Origin of the sequence: Pseudomonas kuykendallii (genome assembly GCF_900106975.1) — a bacterium.
In the GTDB taxonomy this organism is placed as follows: Bacteria; Pseudomonadota; Gammaproteobacteria; order Pseudomonadales; family Pseudomonadaceae; genus Pseudomonas_O; species Pseudomonas_O kuykendallii.
Genome location: NZ_FNNU01000001.1, coordinates 511,053 through 526,600 on the forward strand (window position 1 = coordinate 511,053; position 15,548 = coordinate 526,600).

Annotated in this window: 14 protein-coding genes and 1 pseudogene; 4 read left to right on the forward strand and 11 right to left on the reverse strand. The window is 67.3% G+C overall.

Features of this window, described 5'->3' with window-relative positions; all coding sequences use genetic code 11:
• Nucleotides 1-5: 5 nt before the first annotated feature.
• From BLV15_RS02285 to BLV15_RS02295, 3 genes are all read right to left on the reverse strand, one after another.
• Nucleotides 6-917 (reverse strand): SdiA-regulated domain-containing protein, encoded by a 912-nt coding sequence (locus BLV15_RS02285; protein ID WP_090224268.1) that lies wholly within the window; start codon nucleotides 915-917, stop codon nucleotides 6-8.
• 149 nt (nucleotides 918-1,066) lie between these two features.
• Nucleotides 1,067-1,732, reverse strand: a complete 666-nt coding sequence (locus BLV15_RS02290; protein WP_090224270.1) for a fumarylacetoacetate hydrolase family protein — start codon at nucleotides 1,730-1,732, stop codon at nucleotides 1,067-1,069.
• Nucleotides 1,733-1,846: 114 nt separating this feature from the next.
• On the reverse strand, nucleotides 1,847-3,238 hold the full coding sequence (locus tag BLV15_RS02295; RefSeq protein ID WP_090225176.1) for an FAD-binding oxidoreductase: 1,392 nt from the start codon (nucleotides 3,236-3,238) through the stop codon (nucleotides 1,847-1,849).
• A gap of 220 nt (nucleotides 3,239-3,458) precedes the next feature.
• Between BLV15_RS02295 and serA the strand changes: the two genes are divergently transcribed.
• Nucleotides 3,459-4,688 carry a phosphoglycerate dehydrogenase gene (gene serA / locus BLV15_RS02300; RefSeq protein WP_090224272.1) on the forward strand — a complete coding sequence of 410 codons (1,230 nt, stop codon included), beginning with the start codon at nucleotides 3,459-3,461 and terminating at the stop codon, nucleotides 4,686-4,688.
• Nucleotides 4,689-4,749: 61 nt separating this feature from the next.
• Here serA and BLV15_RS02305 read toward each other — a convergent pair whose 3' ends face one another.
• The gene (locus BLV15_RS02305; protein ID WP_090224274.1) at nucleotides 4,750-5,244 is read right to left on the reverse strand and encodes a 2-thiouracil desulfurase family protein; all 495 of its coding nucleotides are present in this window, start codon (nucleotides 5,242-5,244) and stop codon (nucleotides 4,750-4,752) included.
• A 4-nt stretch (nucleotides 5,245-5,248) separates the two neighbouring features.
• Nucleotides 5,249-5,881, reverse strand: a complete 633-nt coding sequence (locus tag BLV15_RS02310) for a 2OG-Fe(II) oxygenase (RefSeq protein WP_407072470.1) — start codon at nucleotides 5,879-5,881, stop codon at nucleotides 5,249-5,251.
• Between the two features lie 105 nt (nucleotides 5,882-5,986).
• On the opposite strand from BLV15_RS02310, the gene BLV15_RS02315 reads away from it, so the two are divergent.
• Nucleotides 5,987-6,736 carry a DUF2059 domain-containing protein gene (locus tag BLV15_RS02315; protein WP_090224278.1) on the forward strand — a complete coding sequence of 250 codons (750 nt, stop codon included), beginning with the start codon at nucleotides 5,987-5,989 and terminating at the stop codon, nucleotides 6,734-6,736.
• A gap of 48 nt (nucleotides 6,737-6,784) precedes the next feature.
• Here the strand turns inward: BLV15_RS02315 and bipL are convergent, their stop codons facing one another.
• The gene (bipL, locus tag BLV15_RS02320) at nucleotides 6,785-7,732 is read right to left on the reverse strand and encodes a phospholipase BipL (protein WP_217632868.1); all 948 of its coding nucleotides are present in this window, start codon (nucleotides 7,730-7,732) and stop codon (nucleotides 6,785-6,787) included.
• Between the two features lie 90 nt (nucleotides 7,733-7,822).
• Between bipL and BLV15_RS02325 the strand changes: the two genes are divergently transcribed.
• Nucleotides 7,823-8,398 carry a DUF6436 domain-containing protein gene (locus BLV15_RS02325; protein WP_407072472.1) on the forward strand — a complete coding sequence of 192 codons (576 nt, stop codon included), beginning with the start codon at nucleotides 7,823-7,825 and terminating at the stop codon, nucleotides 8,396-8,398.
• Nucleotides 8,399-8,491: 93 nt separating this feature from the next.
• Nucleotides 8,492-10,876 (forward strand): penicillin acylase family protein, encoded by a 2,385-nt coding sequence (locus tag BLV15_RS02330; protein ID WP_090224282.1) that lies wholly within the window; start codon nucleotides 8,492-8,494, stop codon nucleotides 10,874-10,876.
• A gap of 108 nt (nucleotides 10,877-10,984) precedes the next feature.
• Here the strand turns inward: BLV15_RS02330 and BLV15_RS02335 are convergent.
• From BLV15_RS02335 to BLV15_RS02355, 5 genes and pseudogenes are all read right to left on the reverse strand, one after another.
• A pseudogene (locus tag BLV15_RS02335) lies at nucleotides 10,985-11,710 on the reverse strand (AlgP family protein); the annotation flags it as partial.
• Nucleotides 11,711-11,888: 178 nt separating this feature from the next.
• Nucleotides 11,889-12,359, reverse strand: coding sequence for a sigma D regulator (gene rsd / locus BLV15_RS02340; protein WP_090224286.1), 471 nt, complete (start codon nucleotides 12,357-12,359; stop codon nucleotides 11,889-11,891).
• A gap of 274 nt (nucleotides 12,360-12,633) precedes the next feature.
• Entirely contained in the window at nucleotides 12,634-13,128 is a 495-nt protein-coding gene (locus BLV15_RS02345) for a disulfide bond formation protein B (RefSeq protein WP_090224287.1), read from the reverse strand.
• A 91-nt stretch (nucleotides 13,129-13,219) separates the two neighbouring features.
• A complete protein-coding gene (locus BLV15_RS02350) occupies nucleotides 13,220-14,413 on the reverse strand; it encodes a heme biosynthesis protein HemY (protein WP_090224289.1) in 1,194 nt (397 codons plus the stop codon).
• Complete coding sequence (locus BLV15_RS02355) at nucleotides 14,410-15,537, reverse strand: uroporphyrinogen-III C-methyltransferase (protein WP_090224290.1); 1,128 nt, start codon at nucleotides 15,535-15,537, stop codon at nucleotides 14,410-14,412. Before BLV15_RS02355 ends, BLV15_RS02350 begins: the two co-directional genes overlap by 4 nt.
• Between the last annotated feature and the right edge of the window lie 11 nt (nucleotides 15,538-15,548).

Sequence of the window (15,548 nt, forward strand, 5' to 3'; positions counted from 1 at the left end):
GGCGTTCACCTGGCGGGTTTCTCGAACTTGTAGAAGAGGTTCGGCTCGCTGACCACGTACAACGCGCCCTCGTCGTCCATCGCCAGACCCTCGGCCTGCGGGACGCTTTTCGCCAGGCCGTTCTGCCCGGCGCGCAGCGACAGGCTGCTGATCGGCCGGCCCTCCACGTCCAGCTCCAGGATCATCCGCGACTCGTCGGAGAGCACCAGCAGGTGACCGCTCTGGCGGTCGTATTCGAGGCTGGAAAGGTCGCGCACGAACAGCCTGGCATCGCGCTTGCGATCCTCCAGTACGTGCACCGAGATCGACTCCGCCGACGTGCCGTAGGGGAACCCGCGGACCTCGTAGATACGCACCGGATCGCGCTCCTTGGCGACGAACAGGCGCTTGCCCGCGGTATCGTAGCCGAGCCCCTCGAAGCCCTTGTTACCGTTGGTGCCGATTCCCAGGGAGAGCTTCTGCGCCGAGCTCGCGTCGACCGAACGGGTGTTCTCGTCCAGCTGCACGCGCACCAGTTGCTGGCGGCGCTCATCGGCGATCACGTAGACGTTGGGTTCGATGTATTCGACCGCCTCGGGGTCCTTGAAGCCCACCAGCTCGACGCTGCGCAGCAGGCGTCCGTCCAGCGACAGCTCGACCAGTCGCTGATGCTTGTTGGTCACCGAGAACAGCGTCTTGCGGTCCGGGTCGTAGGTCAGCGCCGAGAGGTCCTCGTCGAGGCCTTCGATCGGCTGGCCGTCCAGCGTCACCCGGTAATCGGGCAACCATACCGAGCGCGCTTCCCACGCATCGGCGTGGCGCCATTCCTGGAGCGCGAACCAGCCGCGCTCGAACAGGCGGAAGTACTGACCGCTCAGCACCAGCAGGACAGCCAGCGAGGCGGCCAGGAGTATTTTCGGATTCAGGGCGACACGCATCGACGCTACTACTCGGAAGGGAAAGGTGGCGCAGGGATATCAGGCGGAGCTTACGCCGAGCTGAACGCCCGGCAGGATGCCCGGGGGAGCTTTCGCCAAGCCGTCGAAAGCGCATCGTCCGGCCCGCCGCGCGGCGGGCCGTTCAAGCGTCAAAGCACCTGGCTGTCGAAGCTCGAACGGCCGACCAGTTCCAGCTTCAGGGTGCTGCCCGAGGCGAGCGGCCCCACGCCCACCGGCGTACCCGTGGAGATCACGTCGCCCGGTTGCAGGCTGAAGTGGCTGGCGATGTGCTGGATCAGCGGCAGGATCGGGTTGAGCATGTCGCGGCTGTTGCCGTCCTGGCGCACTTCGCCGTCGATCACCAGGCGAATGCCGATGTCGCCCAGGTCGCCGATCGAATCGCCCGGAATGAAGGGCGCGAGGACGAAGGCGCCGTCGAACGACTTGGCCAGCTCCCACGGGTAGCCCTTCTCCTTCAGCTTGGCCTGCACGTCACGCAGGGTCAGGTCGAGGGCCGGGGCGAAACCGGAGATGGCGTCGATGACTTCCTCTTCGCTCGGCGTGCGCGACAGCGGCTTGCCGATCAGCACGGCGATTTCCGCCTCGTAATGCACCGAACCGCGATCCTGGGGAATGCTGAAGCCGCCAGCGATCGGCACCACGCAACTGCCCGGCTTGATGAACAGCAGCGGTTCAGTCGGCACGGCGTTGTTGAGTTCCTTGGCATGCTCGGCGTAGTTGCGACCGATGCAGACCACTTTGCCCATGGGGAAGTGGATATGGGTGCCGTCGACATATTGATGCTGGTAACTCATGGGGGCGACTCCTTGGGCAGGGGTGGAAGGAAAAACCGTTGGGGTTTCAGACCGCAGGCCGGGCCTGCGCCCGCCTGCGAAACTGCATGAAGCGCATCCCCGCGCCCGCGGCGCTCAGGCGAAGATCTTGCCGGGGTTCATGATGCCGTTCGGGTCGAACGCGGCCTTGATGGCCCTCATGTAGGCGATTTCCGCCGGCGAACGGCTGTAGGTCAGGTAATCGCGCTTGGTCATGCCGACGCCATGCTCGGCGGAGATCGAGCCGTTGTACTTCTGCACCGTCTCGAACACCCACTTGTTCACCGTGGCGCACTTGCCGAAGAACTCGTCCTTGCTGAGATTGGCCGGCTTGAGGATGTTCAGGTGCAGGTTGCCGTCGCCGATGTGCCCGTACCAGAGCACTTCGAAGTCCGGGTAGTTGGCGCTGACGATGCCTTCCAGCTCGGCCAGGAACGCCGGGACCTTGGACACGGTGACCGAGATGTCGTTCTTGTACGGGGTGAACGGCGCGATGGTTTCCGAGAGGTCTTCGCGCAGGCGCCAGAGGTTGCGCAGCTGGGTCTCGCTCTGGCTCATCACGCCGTCGATCACCCAGCCCTGCTCGACGCAATGCTCGAAGGTGGCCAGCGCCTCGTCGGCGCGCTGCTCGGTGATGGCCTCGAACTCGAGCAGCGCATAGAAGGCGCAGCGGGTCTCGAACGGCGCCGGGATGTCGCCACGCTCGAGGATCTTGCCCAGCGCATTATCGGCGAAGAACTCGAAGGCGGTCAGGTCCATCTTGCTCTGGAAGGCGTGCAGCACCGGCATGATCGACTCGAAGTCCGGCGTGCCGAGGACCATCGCGGTGAGGTTGGTCGGCTGGCGTTCCAGGCGCATGGTGGCCTCGACGACGAAGCCCAGCGTGCCTTCGGCGCCGATGAACAGGTGGCGCAGGTCGTAACCGGTGGCGTTCTTCGCCAGGTCCTTGTTCAGCTCCAGCAATTCGCCCTCGCCGGTGACGACCTTCAGGCCGACCACCCAGTTGCGGGTCATGCCATAGCGGATCACCTTGATCCCGCCGGCGTTGGTGCCGATGTTGCCGCCGATCTGGCTGGAGCCGGCCGAAGCGAAGTCCACCGGGTAATACAGCCCGTTTTCCTCGGCGAAATTCTGCAGCTGTTCGGTGATCACGCCGGGCTGGCAGACCACCGAGCGGTCGGTGGCGTTGAAGTCGAGGATGCGGTTCATGTAGTCGAACGCCACCACCACTTCGCCATGCGCGGCGACGGCGGCGGCCGACAGCCCGGTGCGGCCGCCCGAGGGCACCAGCGCGACGCGGTGCTGGTTGGCCCAGCGCACGATGGCCTGCACTTCCTCGACGGTCTTCGGGAAGACGATGGCGGACGGTGCCGGCGCGTAGTGCTTGGTCCAGTCCTTGCCGTAGGTGTCCAGCGACGCGCTGTCGGTCAGCACCTTGCCGGGCTCGACCAGGGTTTTCAGCGCTTCGATCAGGGCGGGGTCGATCAGGGCAGCATCGGTCATCAGTGCAACTCTCGTGTCGTTCATGCGCCACCTGAGAAGCTTTCAGGTCGCAGCCAAGCCAGAAAAAAGGAGATCATGTTAGCATGCGCTCCCCGTGGATCGCGCCTCCCAGGCGATTCCGGACGGTTTCACACGAGCAGCCCCGAGCTGCCGTTTCCTGCCACTTTTGCCGGCTTACCGGCTCCGGGACAACAGGTTCAAGCAGATGAGCAAGACCTCCCTCGACAAGAGCAAGATCAAGTTCCTTCTTCTCGAAGGCGTCCACCAGAATGCCGTGGATACCCTGAAGGCGGCTGGTTACAGCAACATCGAATTCATCAAGACGGCGCTCTCCGGCGACGAACTGAAGAACAAGATCGCTGACGCCCACTTCATCGGCATCCGCTCGCGCACCCAGTTGACCGAAGAAGTCTTCGACTGCGCGAAGAAACTGGTGGCGGTCGGCTGCTTCTGCATCGGCACCAACCAGGTCGACCTGAACGCTGCCCGCGAGCGCGGTATCGCGGTGTTCAACGCGCCCTACTCAAATACCCGCTCGGTGGCCGAACTGGTGCTCGCCGAAGCCATCCTGCTGCTGCGCGGCATCCCCGAGAAGAACGCTTCCTGCCACCGTGGCGGCTGGATCAAGAGCGCGGCGAACTCCTTCGAGATTCGCGGCAAGAAGCTCGGCATCGTCGGCTACGGCTCGATCGGCACCCAGCTCTCGGTCCTCGCCGAAGCGCTGGGCATGCAGGTCAGCTTCTACGACGTGGTGACCAAGCTGCCGCTGGGCAACGCCACCCAGGTCAGCAACCTGCACGACCTGCTCGGCCAGAGCGACATCGTCACCCTGCACGTGCCGGAGCTGCCGTCCACCCAGTGGATGATCGGCGAGCGCGAGATCCGTGCGATCAAGAAGGGCGGCATCCTGATCAACGCCGCCCGCGGCACCGTGGTCGAACTCGACGCGCTGGCCGAAGCGATCAAGGACGAGCACCTGATCGGCGCGGCCATCGACGTGTTCCCGGTGGAGCCCAAGTCCAACGACGACATCTTCGAGAGCCCGCTGCGCGGCCTGGATCGCGTGATCCTGACCCCGCACATCGGCGGTTCCACCGCCGAGGCGCAGGCCAACATCGGCCTGGAAGTCGCCGAGAAGCTGGTCAAGTACAGCGACAACGGCACCTCGGTGTCCTCGGTCAACTTCCCCGAAGTCGCCCTGCCGGCGCACCCGGGCAAGCACCGCCTGCTGCACATCCACCAGAACATTCCGGGCGTGATGAGCGAGATCAACAAGGTCTTCGCCGACAACGGCATCAACATTTCCGGCCAGTTCCTGCAGACCAACGACAAGGTCGGCTACGTGGTCATCGACGTCGATGCCACCTATTCCGATCTGGCGCTTGAGAAGCTGCACCAGATCAACGGCACCATCCGTACCCGCGTGCTGTTCTAAGCGCGGCGCGGCAATGAAAAGGGAGGCCTCGGCCTCCCTTTTTCATGCGCGGGCGAAACGGTTAGCCGCGCCCCTCCAGCTCCGCCAGCGCCTGCGTCACCTCGGCGAACTGCCCCTCGTGGAACACCCGCACACCGGCCTGGCGCAGCAGCGCGGCGGTCACGCCTTCGCCATCGACCAGGGCGCCGGAGAAGCTGCCGTCGTAGTTCTGCAGGTTGCCGCAGGACGGGCTGCGCGCCTTCAGCACGGCCAGGCGGATGCCGTGCTGGCGAACCAGGGCCAGGGCGACCTCGGCGCCACGGACGAAGGCCGCGGTGACGTCAGCGCCGTCGACGGTGAGTACCGGCAGGCGCCCGTCGAGTACCTCGGCGCCCTGCCCGCCGGGGATTTCCGCGGGCGAGCGCGGCGTCGGCAGGCCACCGGCGACTTCCGGGCAGACGGCGACCACGCGGCCCTCGGCCTGCCACTGCCGCAACGGCGAGAACGGCCCATGGGCGCCGCCGTCATAGCGCACACGCTGGCCGAGCAGGCAGCGGCTGACGAGGAGCTTTTCCATGGGATCAGAGGACGTTGTCGCTGCGCCGGCGAAACCAGCCGGTCAACGACAGGCGATCACGGCTGGCCGGCAGCACTTCGTGGGCGAACTCCGCGGAGACGAAGCAGGCCAGGGTGCCGGCCTCGGGCAGCACGTCGAGGCTGCGCGACTCGTCCAGGTACAGGCGCAGTGCGCCGCCCTGCTCCGGCAGCCAGTCCGGATTGAGGTAGAAGACCACGGTAATGGTGCGCAGGTCGTCGTCGCGGAAGCGATCGAAGTGGCGCAGGTAGTAGGCGCCGGGCGCGTAGAAGGCGAAGTGGCACTCCAGCTCCTCGAGGCCGAGGAACAGCTGGCGATTGAGCGCCTGGCGCAGCGCCTCCATGGCGTCCAGGAACTGCTCGCAGGCAGCCGACTGCCCGCCCTCGATCCACAGAATCCGGTCGCCCCGAATGCCCTCGACGATCGCCTGCCCGGCGGCCCGGCCGATCGCCGCCGGGGCCAGTTCTCCCGCGGCCGCGCGGGAACGGCACTCTTGCGCCAGTTCGGCGGTCAGAGACTGCGGGAGAAAGGCAGGCTGCTGCGACCAACCCTGCACGGCAAGGTCATCGATCAGGGCTTGCAACGACGGTAGGTTCGGGGGGGTCGACATGCGCGGCATTCTAGCAGGCCGGATCGACGCGCAACCGTCGCAGATCATCTCCCGCGCGCTCGACAATGCCGGCCACCGCCCCCGACAATACGTCCCCTGCCCACAGGAGCTTCCATGCGCGTATTTCTCAGCCTGATTCTCGTCTTCCTCAGCCTCGGCGCCCGCGCCGACGCGTACAGCGACCTTTACCAGGCCGCCGGCTGGCCGCAGCAACGCGCGCACTTCAGCGATGCCCTGGGCGCCGCCCAGCAGCGCTACCGCAGCACCCTGCCGCCGGCGGTCTACCAGACGCTGGTGGAGAACAGCAATCGGCGCTTCGCGCCGCAGGCGATGGACCAGCGGGCGATCGGTGCGCTGCGCCAGAACCTGCCCCAACCGCAACCCGCGCTGGCCTTCTTCCAGGCGCCGCTGGGACGCAAGATCGTCGCCGCCGAGCAGCTCGCCACCCGCAGCGACCAACTCGCCCGCCACGCCAACGGCCTGCCGCCGATCGAGGCCAGCGCCACCCGCCGACTGCTGGTACGGCACCTGGCGCAGGCGATCCCGATTGGCGACGCCGCCGCGGAGGTCAGCCTGGCGCTGGCCGGCGTCGCGGCCGACAGCCTCAGCCAGATGATCCCCGGCCTGCTCGGCGGCGGTCAGGCGCAGGGCATGCTCGATGGCCAGCGGCAGCGGATGAAGCAGCAGATCGAGGGCAACATCGATAACACGCTGCTGCACGTCTACAGCGAACTGTCCGACCCGGAACTGGAGGAGTACGTCACCTTCGCCGAGTCGCCCGACGGCAAGCAGTATTACCAGGCCGCCCTGGCCGCCCTGCGCGCCGGACTGGCAGCGAACGCGACAACCTCGCAGGGCATCTGATTCGCCCGCGCCGCACCGCCACGCGCGGTGCGGCAGGCGACGCCCCGCTCAGCCTTCGAGACGCTGGCTGAGAAACTCGAAATAGCGCTCGCGCAGCGCTTCCCTCTCGTTGGCCAGATGATGCCTGGCGTCCGCCAGCATCAGCACCTGCGGCGTGGCGAACTTGTCTTCCAGCACTTCGAGGTTGTGCCGCCAGTCGACGGTCAGGTCGGCGTCGCCCTGGATGATCAGCGGGCTGCGCCGGCTGCGCGGCGCGCCCTCGATCTTCGGCACCCAGCGTGACAGCGCGCCGACCCAGGCGGTGGGCAGGGTTCGCGGCTGCAGCGGGTCGAGGCGATGGACGAAGTCGATGAATTCCGCGTCGCCGGAGTTGACGCTGAAGCGCCGCGGGATGGATTCGACGAAGGGCTTGAGCAGCCGATAGCTCAGCTGCGACCAGCCCCACGAACGCGGCCGCACCAGCGGCGCCAGGAGGATGGTTTCACCGAGCTGCGCCGCCGGCTCGCCGAGCAGCAGGTGATCGAGCAGGATCGCCCCGCCGGTGCTCTGCCCGCACAGGTGCCAGGGTTGCGGCAGATCCAGCGTCGCCGCTTCGGCGATCAGCCCCTGCAGCACGGTCTGGTACTCGGCGAAATCGCCGATGCTCGCACGCTCGCCGCTGGACAGCCCGTGGCCCGGCAGGTCGCAGGCGAGTACCGCGTAGTTCATTCGCAGCGCCCAGTCGATCACGTGGCGATACAGCCCCATGTGATCGTAGTAACCGTGCAACAGCAGCAGGCTGGCGACCGGCTTGGGCGGCAACCAGGCCTGCACGACGATCTGGTAGTCGCCGGCCTGGAAGCAGCCGAGCCGGCTGCGCACCTGCGGATGCCGCGCCACCGGGTCCAGCCCGTAGTAGTGGCGGTAGCCGAGCACCTGCGGCGCGTCCTCCTCGTCGGCGGACAAGCGCCTGAGCGCCAGGCGCAGGCTATCGGGCTGGAAGGGAGGCGACGACATGGGTACTCCGGGGACTCGCTTGACGTTCGACATTCTACCCGCGACGCCGGCATGGCAAGCTATGCCACCCTCGGAAACCGCCGTATGCCCATGTCGCCGCGCCGCAAAATCGTTCTCGCCAGCCTCTTCGGCCTGATCTGGTTGATCGCCCTGCTGTTCGCGATCTGGTGGTACCAGGCGCGCTACATCCGCGCGTTCGACAACCGCACCACGCTGTTCGACGGCGGCAGCCTGCAACTGCCGGCACGCCTCGCCGGACCGGGGCCGGTGCGCCTGGTGCACTTCTGGGACCCGGCCTGCCCGTGCAACGTCGGCAACCAGCAGCACCTCGCCGAACTGATCGAGCGCTTCGCCAGCCGCGGCGTGAGCTTCTACGCGGTGCAGAAGCCCGGCAGCACGGGCCATCTGCCGAAAGCGCTGGAGGCGTTGCAGCCGCTGGAGCAGTTGCCCGGTTCGGAAGACCTTCCGGCGAGCCCGGCCGTGGGCATCTGGGATGCAAACGGGCGACTGGTCTATTTCGGCCCCTACAGCGAGGGTGCCAGCTGCACCTCGGGCAACAGCTTCATCGAGCCGGTGCTAGAGGCACTGGCCGAGGGCCGCACGGTGAGCGCCACCAACACCCTCGCCGTCGGCTGCTACTGTCCGTGGAACGATACGGAAGACTGATCTCGCAGTATTTGCGCCGCGGGGCACCACCCCGCCGCCCTCCGCGCACGGCAGAATGCGCAACGGATCAGCCCATAACAACAAGGAACACCGATGAAACGCGTGCTCACGCTGCTCGTCCTGCTGCTCGCCGTCGTGGCCGGCGGCGGCGCCTGGTACTTCCACGGCAAACAACCGACGCGCTCCGGCGAACGGCACCTGGCCGGCCTCGAAAAGCCCGTCGAGATCCGTTACGACGACCGCGGCGTGCCGCACATCCGCGCGCAGACCGAAGCCGACCTGTACCGCGCGCTCGGCTACGCCCACGCCCAGGACCGGCTGTTCCAGATGGAACTGATGCGCCGCCTGGCACGCGGCGAGCTGGCGGAAATCTTCGGCGCCAAGCTGGTCGATACCGACCGCCTGTTCCGCACCCTGCGCCTGGGCGAACATGCCGAGGCCTACGCCGCGCGCGTCGACCGCAACGGCAAGCCCTGGAAGGCGCTGGAGGCCTACCTGGCCGGCGTCAACCAGTTCCAGGACAGCCATCCGGCCCCGCTGGAGTTCGATCTGCTGGGCATCCGCAAACGGCCTTTCACCGCGGCAGACACCTTCGCCATCAACGGCTACACCGCGTACAGCTTCGCCGTATCCCTGCGCACCAATCCGCTGCTGACCTTCATCCGCGACCGGTTGGGCGCCGACTACCTGCGCGCCTTCGACATCGACTGGCAGCCTCAGGGCGCGCTCGCCGGGCCAGCCCTGGCCGCTGGCGACTGGAAGGATCTGGGTCGCATCGCACAATTGAGCGCGGAGGGGCTGGAAGATGCCGGCCTGCCGCAGTTCGAGGGCAGCAACGCCTGGGTGGTTTCCGGCGCGCGCACCGCCAGCGGCAAGGCGCTGCTGGCCGGCGATCCGCACATCCGCTTTTCCAATCCGGCGGTGTGGTACGAGGCGCACACGCAGATGCCAGGCAGCGAGCTGTATGGCCACTACCAGGCGCTGACGCCGTTTGCCATGCTCGGCCACAACGCCGGGCATGCCTGGAGCCTGACCATGTTCCAGAACACCGACCTCGACCTGATCGCCGAAGAGGTCAACCCGGACGACCCCGAGCAGGTTCGCTACCAGGGTCGCTGGGTGACGATGGAAAAGACCGAGCAGACCATCCGGGTGAAGGGCGCCGAGCCGGTCACCTTGACCCTGCGCCGTTCGCCGCACGGACCGATCATCACCGACGCCCTGGGCAAGGCCGCCGGCAAGACGCCGATCGCCATGTGGTGGGCCTTCCTGGAAACCGAGAACCCACTGATCGACGCCTTCTACGGTCTGCGCGACGCCGACAGCCTGGAACAGGCGCGCGCCGCCGCCGAGAAGATCCATGCGCCCGGCCTCAACCTGGTCTATGCCAACGCGCACGGCGACATCGCCTGGTGGGCCGCGGCGAAGCTGGTCAGGCGCCCCGAGGGGGTCAATCCGCTGTTCATCCTCGATGCGCGCCGCGGCGAAGCGGAGAAGCCCGGCTTCTACCCGTTCAGCGCCAACCCGCAGGAGGAGAACCCGGCGCGCGGCTACATCATCTCGGCCAACTTCCAGCCGGTCTCGCCGACCGGCATCGAGATTCCGGGCCACTACAACCTGCCCGACCGTGGCCGCGAGCTTGACCGCCAGTTGGCCGACGCCACGGTGAAATGGGACCGCAACAACAGCCAGGCGCTGCAACTGGAGGCGAAGACCGACTACTACGAACGCATCCTGCTGCCGATCCTCGCCGACCTGCGCAGCCAGGTCGGCGAGGGCGAAGACCGCGCGCTGCTCGAGCGCCTCGCCGCCTGGGACGGCGAACACAGCCTCGACTCGGTGGAGGCCAGCCTGTTCAACCAGTTGCTCTACGAGATCGCCCGCGCCGCCATGGCCGACGAACTGGGCGCGGACTATTTCGACACCCTGCTCAGCACCCGCGTCCTCGACCATGCGCTGCCGCGGCTGGTGGCCGATGCCCGCTCGCCGTGGTGGGACGACCGCACCACGGGCGAGACGGAAAACCGCGCCGTGATACTGGGCAAGGCCTGGCAGGCCACCCTCGCGCACCTGCGCGAACACTTCGGCAAGGACCCGCAGGGCTGGGCCTGGGGAACCCTGCACCAGGTCACCCATGCCCACGCGCTGGGCCAGCAGAAGCCGCTGGATCGCCTGTTCAACGTCGGCCCCTTCGCCGCTCCGGGTGGCCATGAGTTGCCCAACAACCTGTCCCAGCGCATCGGCCCGGCGCCCTGGCCGGTCACCTACGGCCCTTCGACGCGCCGCCTGGTGGATTTCGACGACCCGCTGCACAGCCTCGGCATCAACCCGGTCGGGCAGAGCGGCGCGCTCTTCGATCGTCACAACGCCGATCAAGCACGGGACTACATCGCCGGACGCTACCAGCCGATGCGCATGAGCGATGACGATGTCGCGGCGCACGCCGAGGGCACCCTGCACCTGCTGCCGGCGGACTAGACCCGATCGCCGCTACGGCACGAACGAAAAAGCCAGGCTCGAAAGCCTGGCTTTTTCATGGCGTCGCGAAAGCCGGTGGTGCCTTTCAGTGCCTCAGAGCGTATCGCCCGGGGTCGCCGGAGCCGCGCTGGAGACCGCGGCAACCGCGGCCGGAGCGGCGGGCTTGGCCGCCGGCTTGGCGACGCGCTTGACGGCCGGACGTGCCGGTTTGGCGGTACTGGCGGCCTTCGCCGGAGCGACGGGCGCCTTGCTGGCGGGTTTAGCAGTGGGCTTGGCGGCCGGCTTCGCGCTCGCGGCGGGCTTGACGGCAGCCGAGGCCGCAGCGGGTTTGGCAGCGGCTCGGGTGCGCGGCTGGGCCGGCTTCGCCGCAGGCTTGACCACGCGGCTGACGGCCGGCTTGCTCGCGGTTTTCACCGCAGGCACGGCGGTGCGGGCATCGAGGGCCTTGTCCGCGGCGTCCTTCACCTTCTCGACGCCTTGCGCAAGCTTCAGGCTCTGCTGGGCATCCTTCTTCAGTTGGACGATGTAGACGCGCGTCTCGGCCTGACGGGATTCCAGCGCGGAGAGCAAGCCTTCCAGCTCGTCGATGACCTTGCGGGCCTTGGACTGCGCCTTGGCTTTGCCCGCCGCGGCAGCGAGCTGCAGCTTGCTGTGCGCGCCATGCAGTTTGTCCTGAGCCTTGCTGCGCTGCTTCTCCAGCTTGGCGAGCAGCTTCTCGGCATCCGCCTGCGCCTGGGTGCAGGCGTTGTCGAGGTGTTCCAGCAGGCTTTGGGAGAGTTGTTGCAACAGATGCAGCGGCGTGGGCACCGCTTTCTTGCTTTTTTTCGCCGACATGGAGGGCTCCTGGGCAATTTGACTGGCCCATAGTAGTCGTCCGAGCGAAGGCCCGCCAATGACAGGAATGTGACAGCGCCGTTACGGGAGTTCGAGAGCCTGCGAATGAGGCCCGGAGAAGATCAAGCGGCAGCGTCCCACCTGAAGCCGCCCGTGCGGGGCGGCTTCGTGACACCGGTCAGACCGCCGCGGCGGTCTGCTGGTGGGCGGTGTGGAGGACTTCGATGAGGCAGTCTTCGAGCTCGAAACGTTCGTGGAGCAGCTGCCCCAGGTGTTTCAGTTCGTCCAGCAGGTCCTTGCTGGCGGCGCAATCGCCCTTGGCGCAGCGGTCGTTGAAGCGCAGCGCGACTTCGGTGATCGCCTCGATGCGCGGGAATATCCGCTTGGCCAGCTCCAGCCCGCGGCTCTCGTTGAACGCGCGCCCTTCGCCGAGCAGCTGTTCGTAGATTTCGAAATGCCCGGCCGACACGTAGTCGAGCAGCAATTCGCAGAAGGCCTGCAAGGCCTCGGGAGTTACGGCCAGGCCGTCCGGCTCGGCCTCGAAGGTGTAATAGGCGCTGATCAGCTGATGGCGCTCCTGCAGCCAGCGGTCGATCATCTGGTGTACGCCACCCCAGCGCTCCTGGGCGTTATGACAGCTCTCGAGCATGATGTCCTCGCTTCCCTTTATCGGTGTTTTCTGTACTTCGGCGCCGGACGTGGTGCTTGGTCGGCAGCGCATGCGCGTGGGAAGAGACCCGGAAATGACGCCTTCCGGGCCGCGTGAAAAACCAGAGTATGCCCCAGACCATGGACCATCAAGGTGCCCGGTCGGAAAAATCGAACGGGATGTTTACCTCGATTCCGTCATCGCCGGGGAAGGCCCGCGCCCCGTTCGGCGTTTCGCTTCCCGGCAGGGCGTGCGCGCGGTGCGAGCTCGTCGCTCAGTCGCGGCGTAGCAGCTGGAACAGCGCGAAGAGGATCAGCCCGGCGAACGCCAGCATGCTCCACTCCGGCAGGCTGAGGCCAAACAGCGTCCACTTCACTTCGGCGCAGTCGGCGGTGCCGTGCAGCACCAGGCGGATGATGTCCTGGAACGGCAGCGCCTCCATCATGTAGTCGAGGCTCGGCAGGCAGGCGGGCAGTTCTTCGGCAGGAATCTTCTGCAACCAGACCTGGCGCCCGGCGACCGCAGCGCCTGCGACCGCCGCGATCAGGGCGAACGTCGAGTAGACCCGGCGACCGCGACGACGCGGGCCGTGGATGGCCGCGACCAGGCAGACCAGCCCGAAGGCGATCACGCAGATGCGCTGGAGAATGCACAGCGGGCACGGCTCGAGACCGACCACATGCTCCAGGTAAAGCGCGCCGGCCATGACGAGCACGCAGGCGAGAAAGGCGAGCAGGAACAGCGAACGCGAACTGGCCAGGGAAGACATGAAGGCACCGATTGACGGGAAAGGCCGCTACGGTAGAGGAAAGCGCCCCGGCCTTTCAAGCCGCGGCGCCATCCGGCCGCCGGCGTGGTGCTCAGGTGGTCGCAGGCAGGTTGCGCGGCAGCAGGCCGAGACCTTCCTGGAACAGCTGGTTGCTGCGTTCGTGCTCGCCCAGGCGAGTGAACAGTCGCGCCAGTTCGGCGCAGGTGCGCGGATCGCGGGAGAAGCCGAGGCTCGCCTCGTAGTAGTCCCGCGCCTTGCCCCACAGCGCGCTGTTCTGACTGATCCGCGCCAGCGCGCGCAGCAACAGCGGGTCCTCGGGATGCTGCTTCAGCCAGCCCTCGGCGATCTCCAGCTGGGCCGCCGGATCGCGCCCCTGCAGGTCGCCGTAGAAATCCATCAGGCGGCTGTCGTAATGCTTCTTCAACGGTCCGCGCAGCGCTTCCTCGGCGTCGGCGTCGCTGCCCAGGTAACGCAGCTGGCTGGCGTAGGCGAAGAGCATCTCCGGGTCCTGCTTCTGCGCCGAGGGCAGGTGTTGCCAGGCCTGTTGCAACGTCGCCAGATCGGTCGACTGGCTGAGCCGTCCGCGCCAGCTGGCGCGTTCCAGCTCGAGCAGCTCTTCGTTGCCCAGCAGCTTGTGCTTGCGCAGCTCCGGCAGCAGCGCGCCGCACGCCGCCCACTCGCCCCGCTGGCGATGCACCGCGAGCAGTTGCAGCAGCACCTGGTGATGCCCCGGATGACGCTCGTGCATGGCCTGCAGGGTGTCGCGCGCGCCTTCCAGGTCGCCGCGCTCGCATTGCAGCTCGGCGTGGGTCAGCGCCACCGCCAGTTCGGCCTTGGGCTGACGCTGCAGGGCGCTCTCGAGCAGGTTGTCGCTCTCTTCGTACTGGCCCAGGCGATTGGCTGCACGGGCAGCTCCCAGGTAGTACATCAGCGGCTGCGGCTCGTTCTCGGCAGCCAGCTTGAGGTGACGCAGGGCACGCTCCCAGCGACCTTCGAGCATGTCCAGTAGCCCGTGCTCGGCGGCACGCCGGGTGCGCAGGCTGCGGCGCTTCTTCGACCAGGGGTTGAGCGCGCCGTTGGAGGCGACCAGCAGGCGCGCCACCAGGCGCAGCAGATACAGCGTCAGGCCGAGCAGCACCAGCAGGGCGAGAAAGACCCACAGGCTGGATTCGTAGCGAAAGCCGCGGTAGGCGATCAGCACGTAGCCGCTGCTCTCGGAGATCGCCAGGCCGAGCAGCGTGGCAGCGACGGCGACGACCAGCAGCACCAGCAATGCGCGGATCATTCGCCTGCCTCCACGGCATCCGCCGGCTGTTCGGCCTCATCGGCCGCGGGCTTGTCCTGCCGTGGCGCCTCGCGTTCTTTCAGATAGGCCTGCAGGCTAAGCAGCGCCGGACGCAGGTCGGGAATCTCGACGCTCACCGGTTGCTCGGCGAGCTGCGCCAGGCGCGATGCCAGGGCGCCGACCTCGTGGCTTTGCGCATCGAAATAGGTTTTCAGCAGTTCCTGCGCCTGCGTCAGGGCGGCGCGGTAGATTTCCGGCTGGGCGTTCAAGGCCGCCCACTGCGCCTGTTCGAGCGCCAGGGAAAGGGTCAGACGCACCTGGGCCAGGCTCTGCCCGGCCAGTTGCGGACGAATGTCCTGGTCGGCATGCAGCTCCAGGCGCACGTATTTGGAGAGCTTGTCCCAGGTGCGCTGCCACCAGGGCGCCTGCGTCGGGGCCGGCGCCGCGCCCGTCTCGTCGATCTCATACTCCGGCGCGAGGGTCTGCAACTGATCGGCCTGGCTGCGCAACGCCGAAAGCTGCAGGAACAGGCCGTTACGGTCGGGCTGCGGCAGCGCGCGAAGCGTCTCCAGGGCCTTGATCAGCTCACCGCGGGCGGCGAAGGCCAGCGGATCGTCCTGCGCGCGCAGGATGTCGTCGGCACCTTGGACCAGGGCGGTGGCGCTGGCGATGTCCTGCAGCGCGGTGAGACGCAGGATCGCCAGGCGCAGCAGGTGCTCCGCCTCCGCCAGACGCCAGCTCTCGCGGCTGGCGCCGAGCACGCTGGTCATGGTCTTCGCCAGTTGCTGCTGGTCGCCCTGCAGGGTCACCAGGAGGCGCCGCTGCTCGTCGATGCTCTGCGCGCTGGGCAGGCCCTGCAAGCGAGCTTCGACCTGCTGGCCGTTCTGCTGCAGGCGTTCGTCGACCTGCTTCGCGAGGCTCGCCTGCTCGGCCTGGCGGCGTTGTTCGAGCTGCTGCTGGGTATGCGACTGCCAGCTCGCCCAACCGCCTATGGCCAGCGCGGCGATGCCCACCAGCAGCGCCAGAACGGCAACGCCGTTGCCCGGCCGCCTGGGCTCGGCAGCGACTTCGACGGGGGTGACGGGGTCTTGTGCTTCGGCGATCTTCGCGTCGGTTTCGCTCACGTATCCATCCT

What these genes read in the sequence shown, in the direction of transcription:
- BLV15_RS02285 (WP_090224268.1), bottom strand. Translation starts at nt 917, where the DNA reads ATGCGTGTCGCCCTGAATCCGAAAATACTCCTGGCCGCCTCGCTGGCT.
- BLV15_RS02290 (WP_090224270.1), bottom strand. Translation starts at nt 1,732, where the DNA reads ATGAGTTACCAGCATCAATATGTCGACGGCACCCATATCCACTTCCCC.
- serA (WP_090224272.1), top strand. Translation starts at nt 3,459, where the DNA reads ATGAGCAAGACCTCCCTCGACAAGAGCAAGATCAAGTTCCTTCTTCTC.
- BLV15_RS02305 (WP_090224274.1), bottom strand. Translation starts at nt 5,244, where the DNA reads ATGGAAAAGCTCCTCGTCAGCCGCTGCCTGCTCGGCCAGCGTGTGCGC.
- BLV15_RS02310 (WP_407072470.1), bottom strand. Translation starts at nt 5,881, where the DNA reads ATGCCGCGCATGTCGACCCCCCCGAACCTACCGTCGTTGCAAGCCCTG.
- BLV15_RS02315 (WP_090224278.1), top strand. Translation starts at nt 5,987, where the DNA reads ATGCGCGTATTTCTCAGCCTGATTCTCGTCTTCCTCAGCCTCGGCGCC.
- bipL (WP_217632868.1), bottom strand. Translation starts at nt 7,732, where the DNA reads ATGTCGTCGCCTCCCTTCCAGCCCGATAGCCTGCGCCTGGCGCTCAGG.
- BLV15_RS02325 (WP_407072472.1), top strand. Translation starts at nt 7,823, where the DNA reads ATGTCGCCGCGCCGCAAAATCGTTCTCGCCAGCCTCTTCGGCCTGATC.
- BLV15_RS02330 (WP_090224282.1), top strand. Translation starts at nt 8,492, where the DNA reads ATGAAACGCGTGCTCACGCTGCTCGTCCTGCTGCTCGCCGTCGTGGCC.
- rsd (WP_090224286.1), bottom strand. Translation starts at nt 12,359, where the DNA reads ATGCTCGAGAGCTGTCATAACGCCCAGGAGCGCTGGGGTGGCGTACAC.
- BLV15_RS02345 (WP_090224287.1), bottom strand. Translation starts at nt 13,128, where the DNA reads ATGTCTTCCCTGGCCAGTTCGCGTTCGCTGTTCCTGCTCGCCTTTCTC.
- BLV15_RS02350 (WP_090224289.1), bottom strand. Translation starts at nt 14,413, where the DNA reads ATGATCCGCGCATTGCTGGTGCTGCTGGTCGTCGCCGTCGCTGCCACG.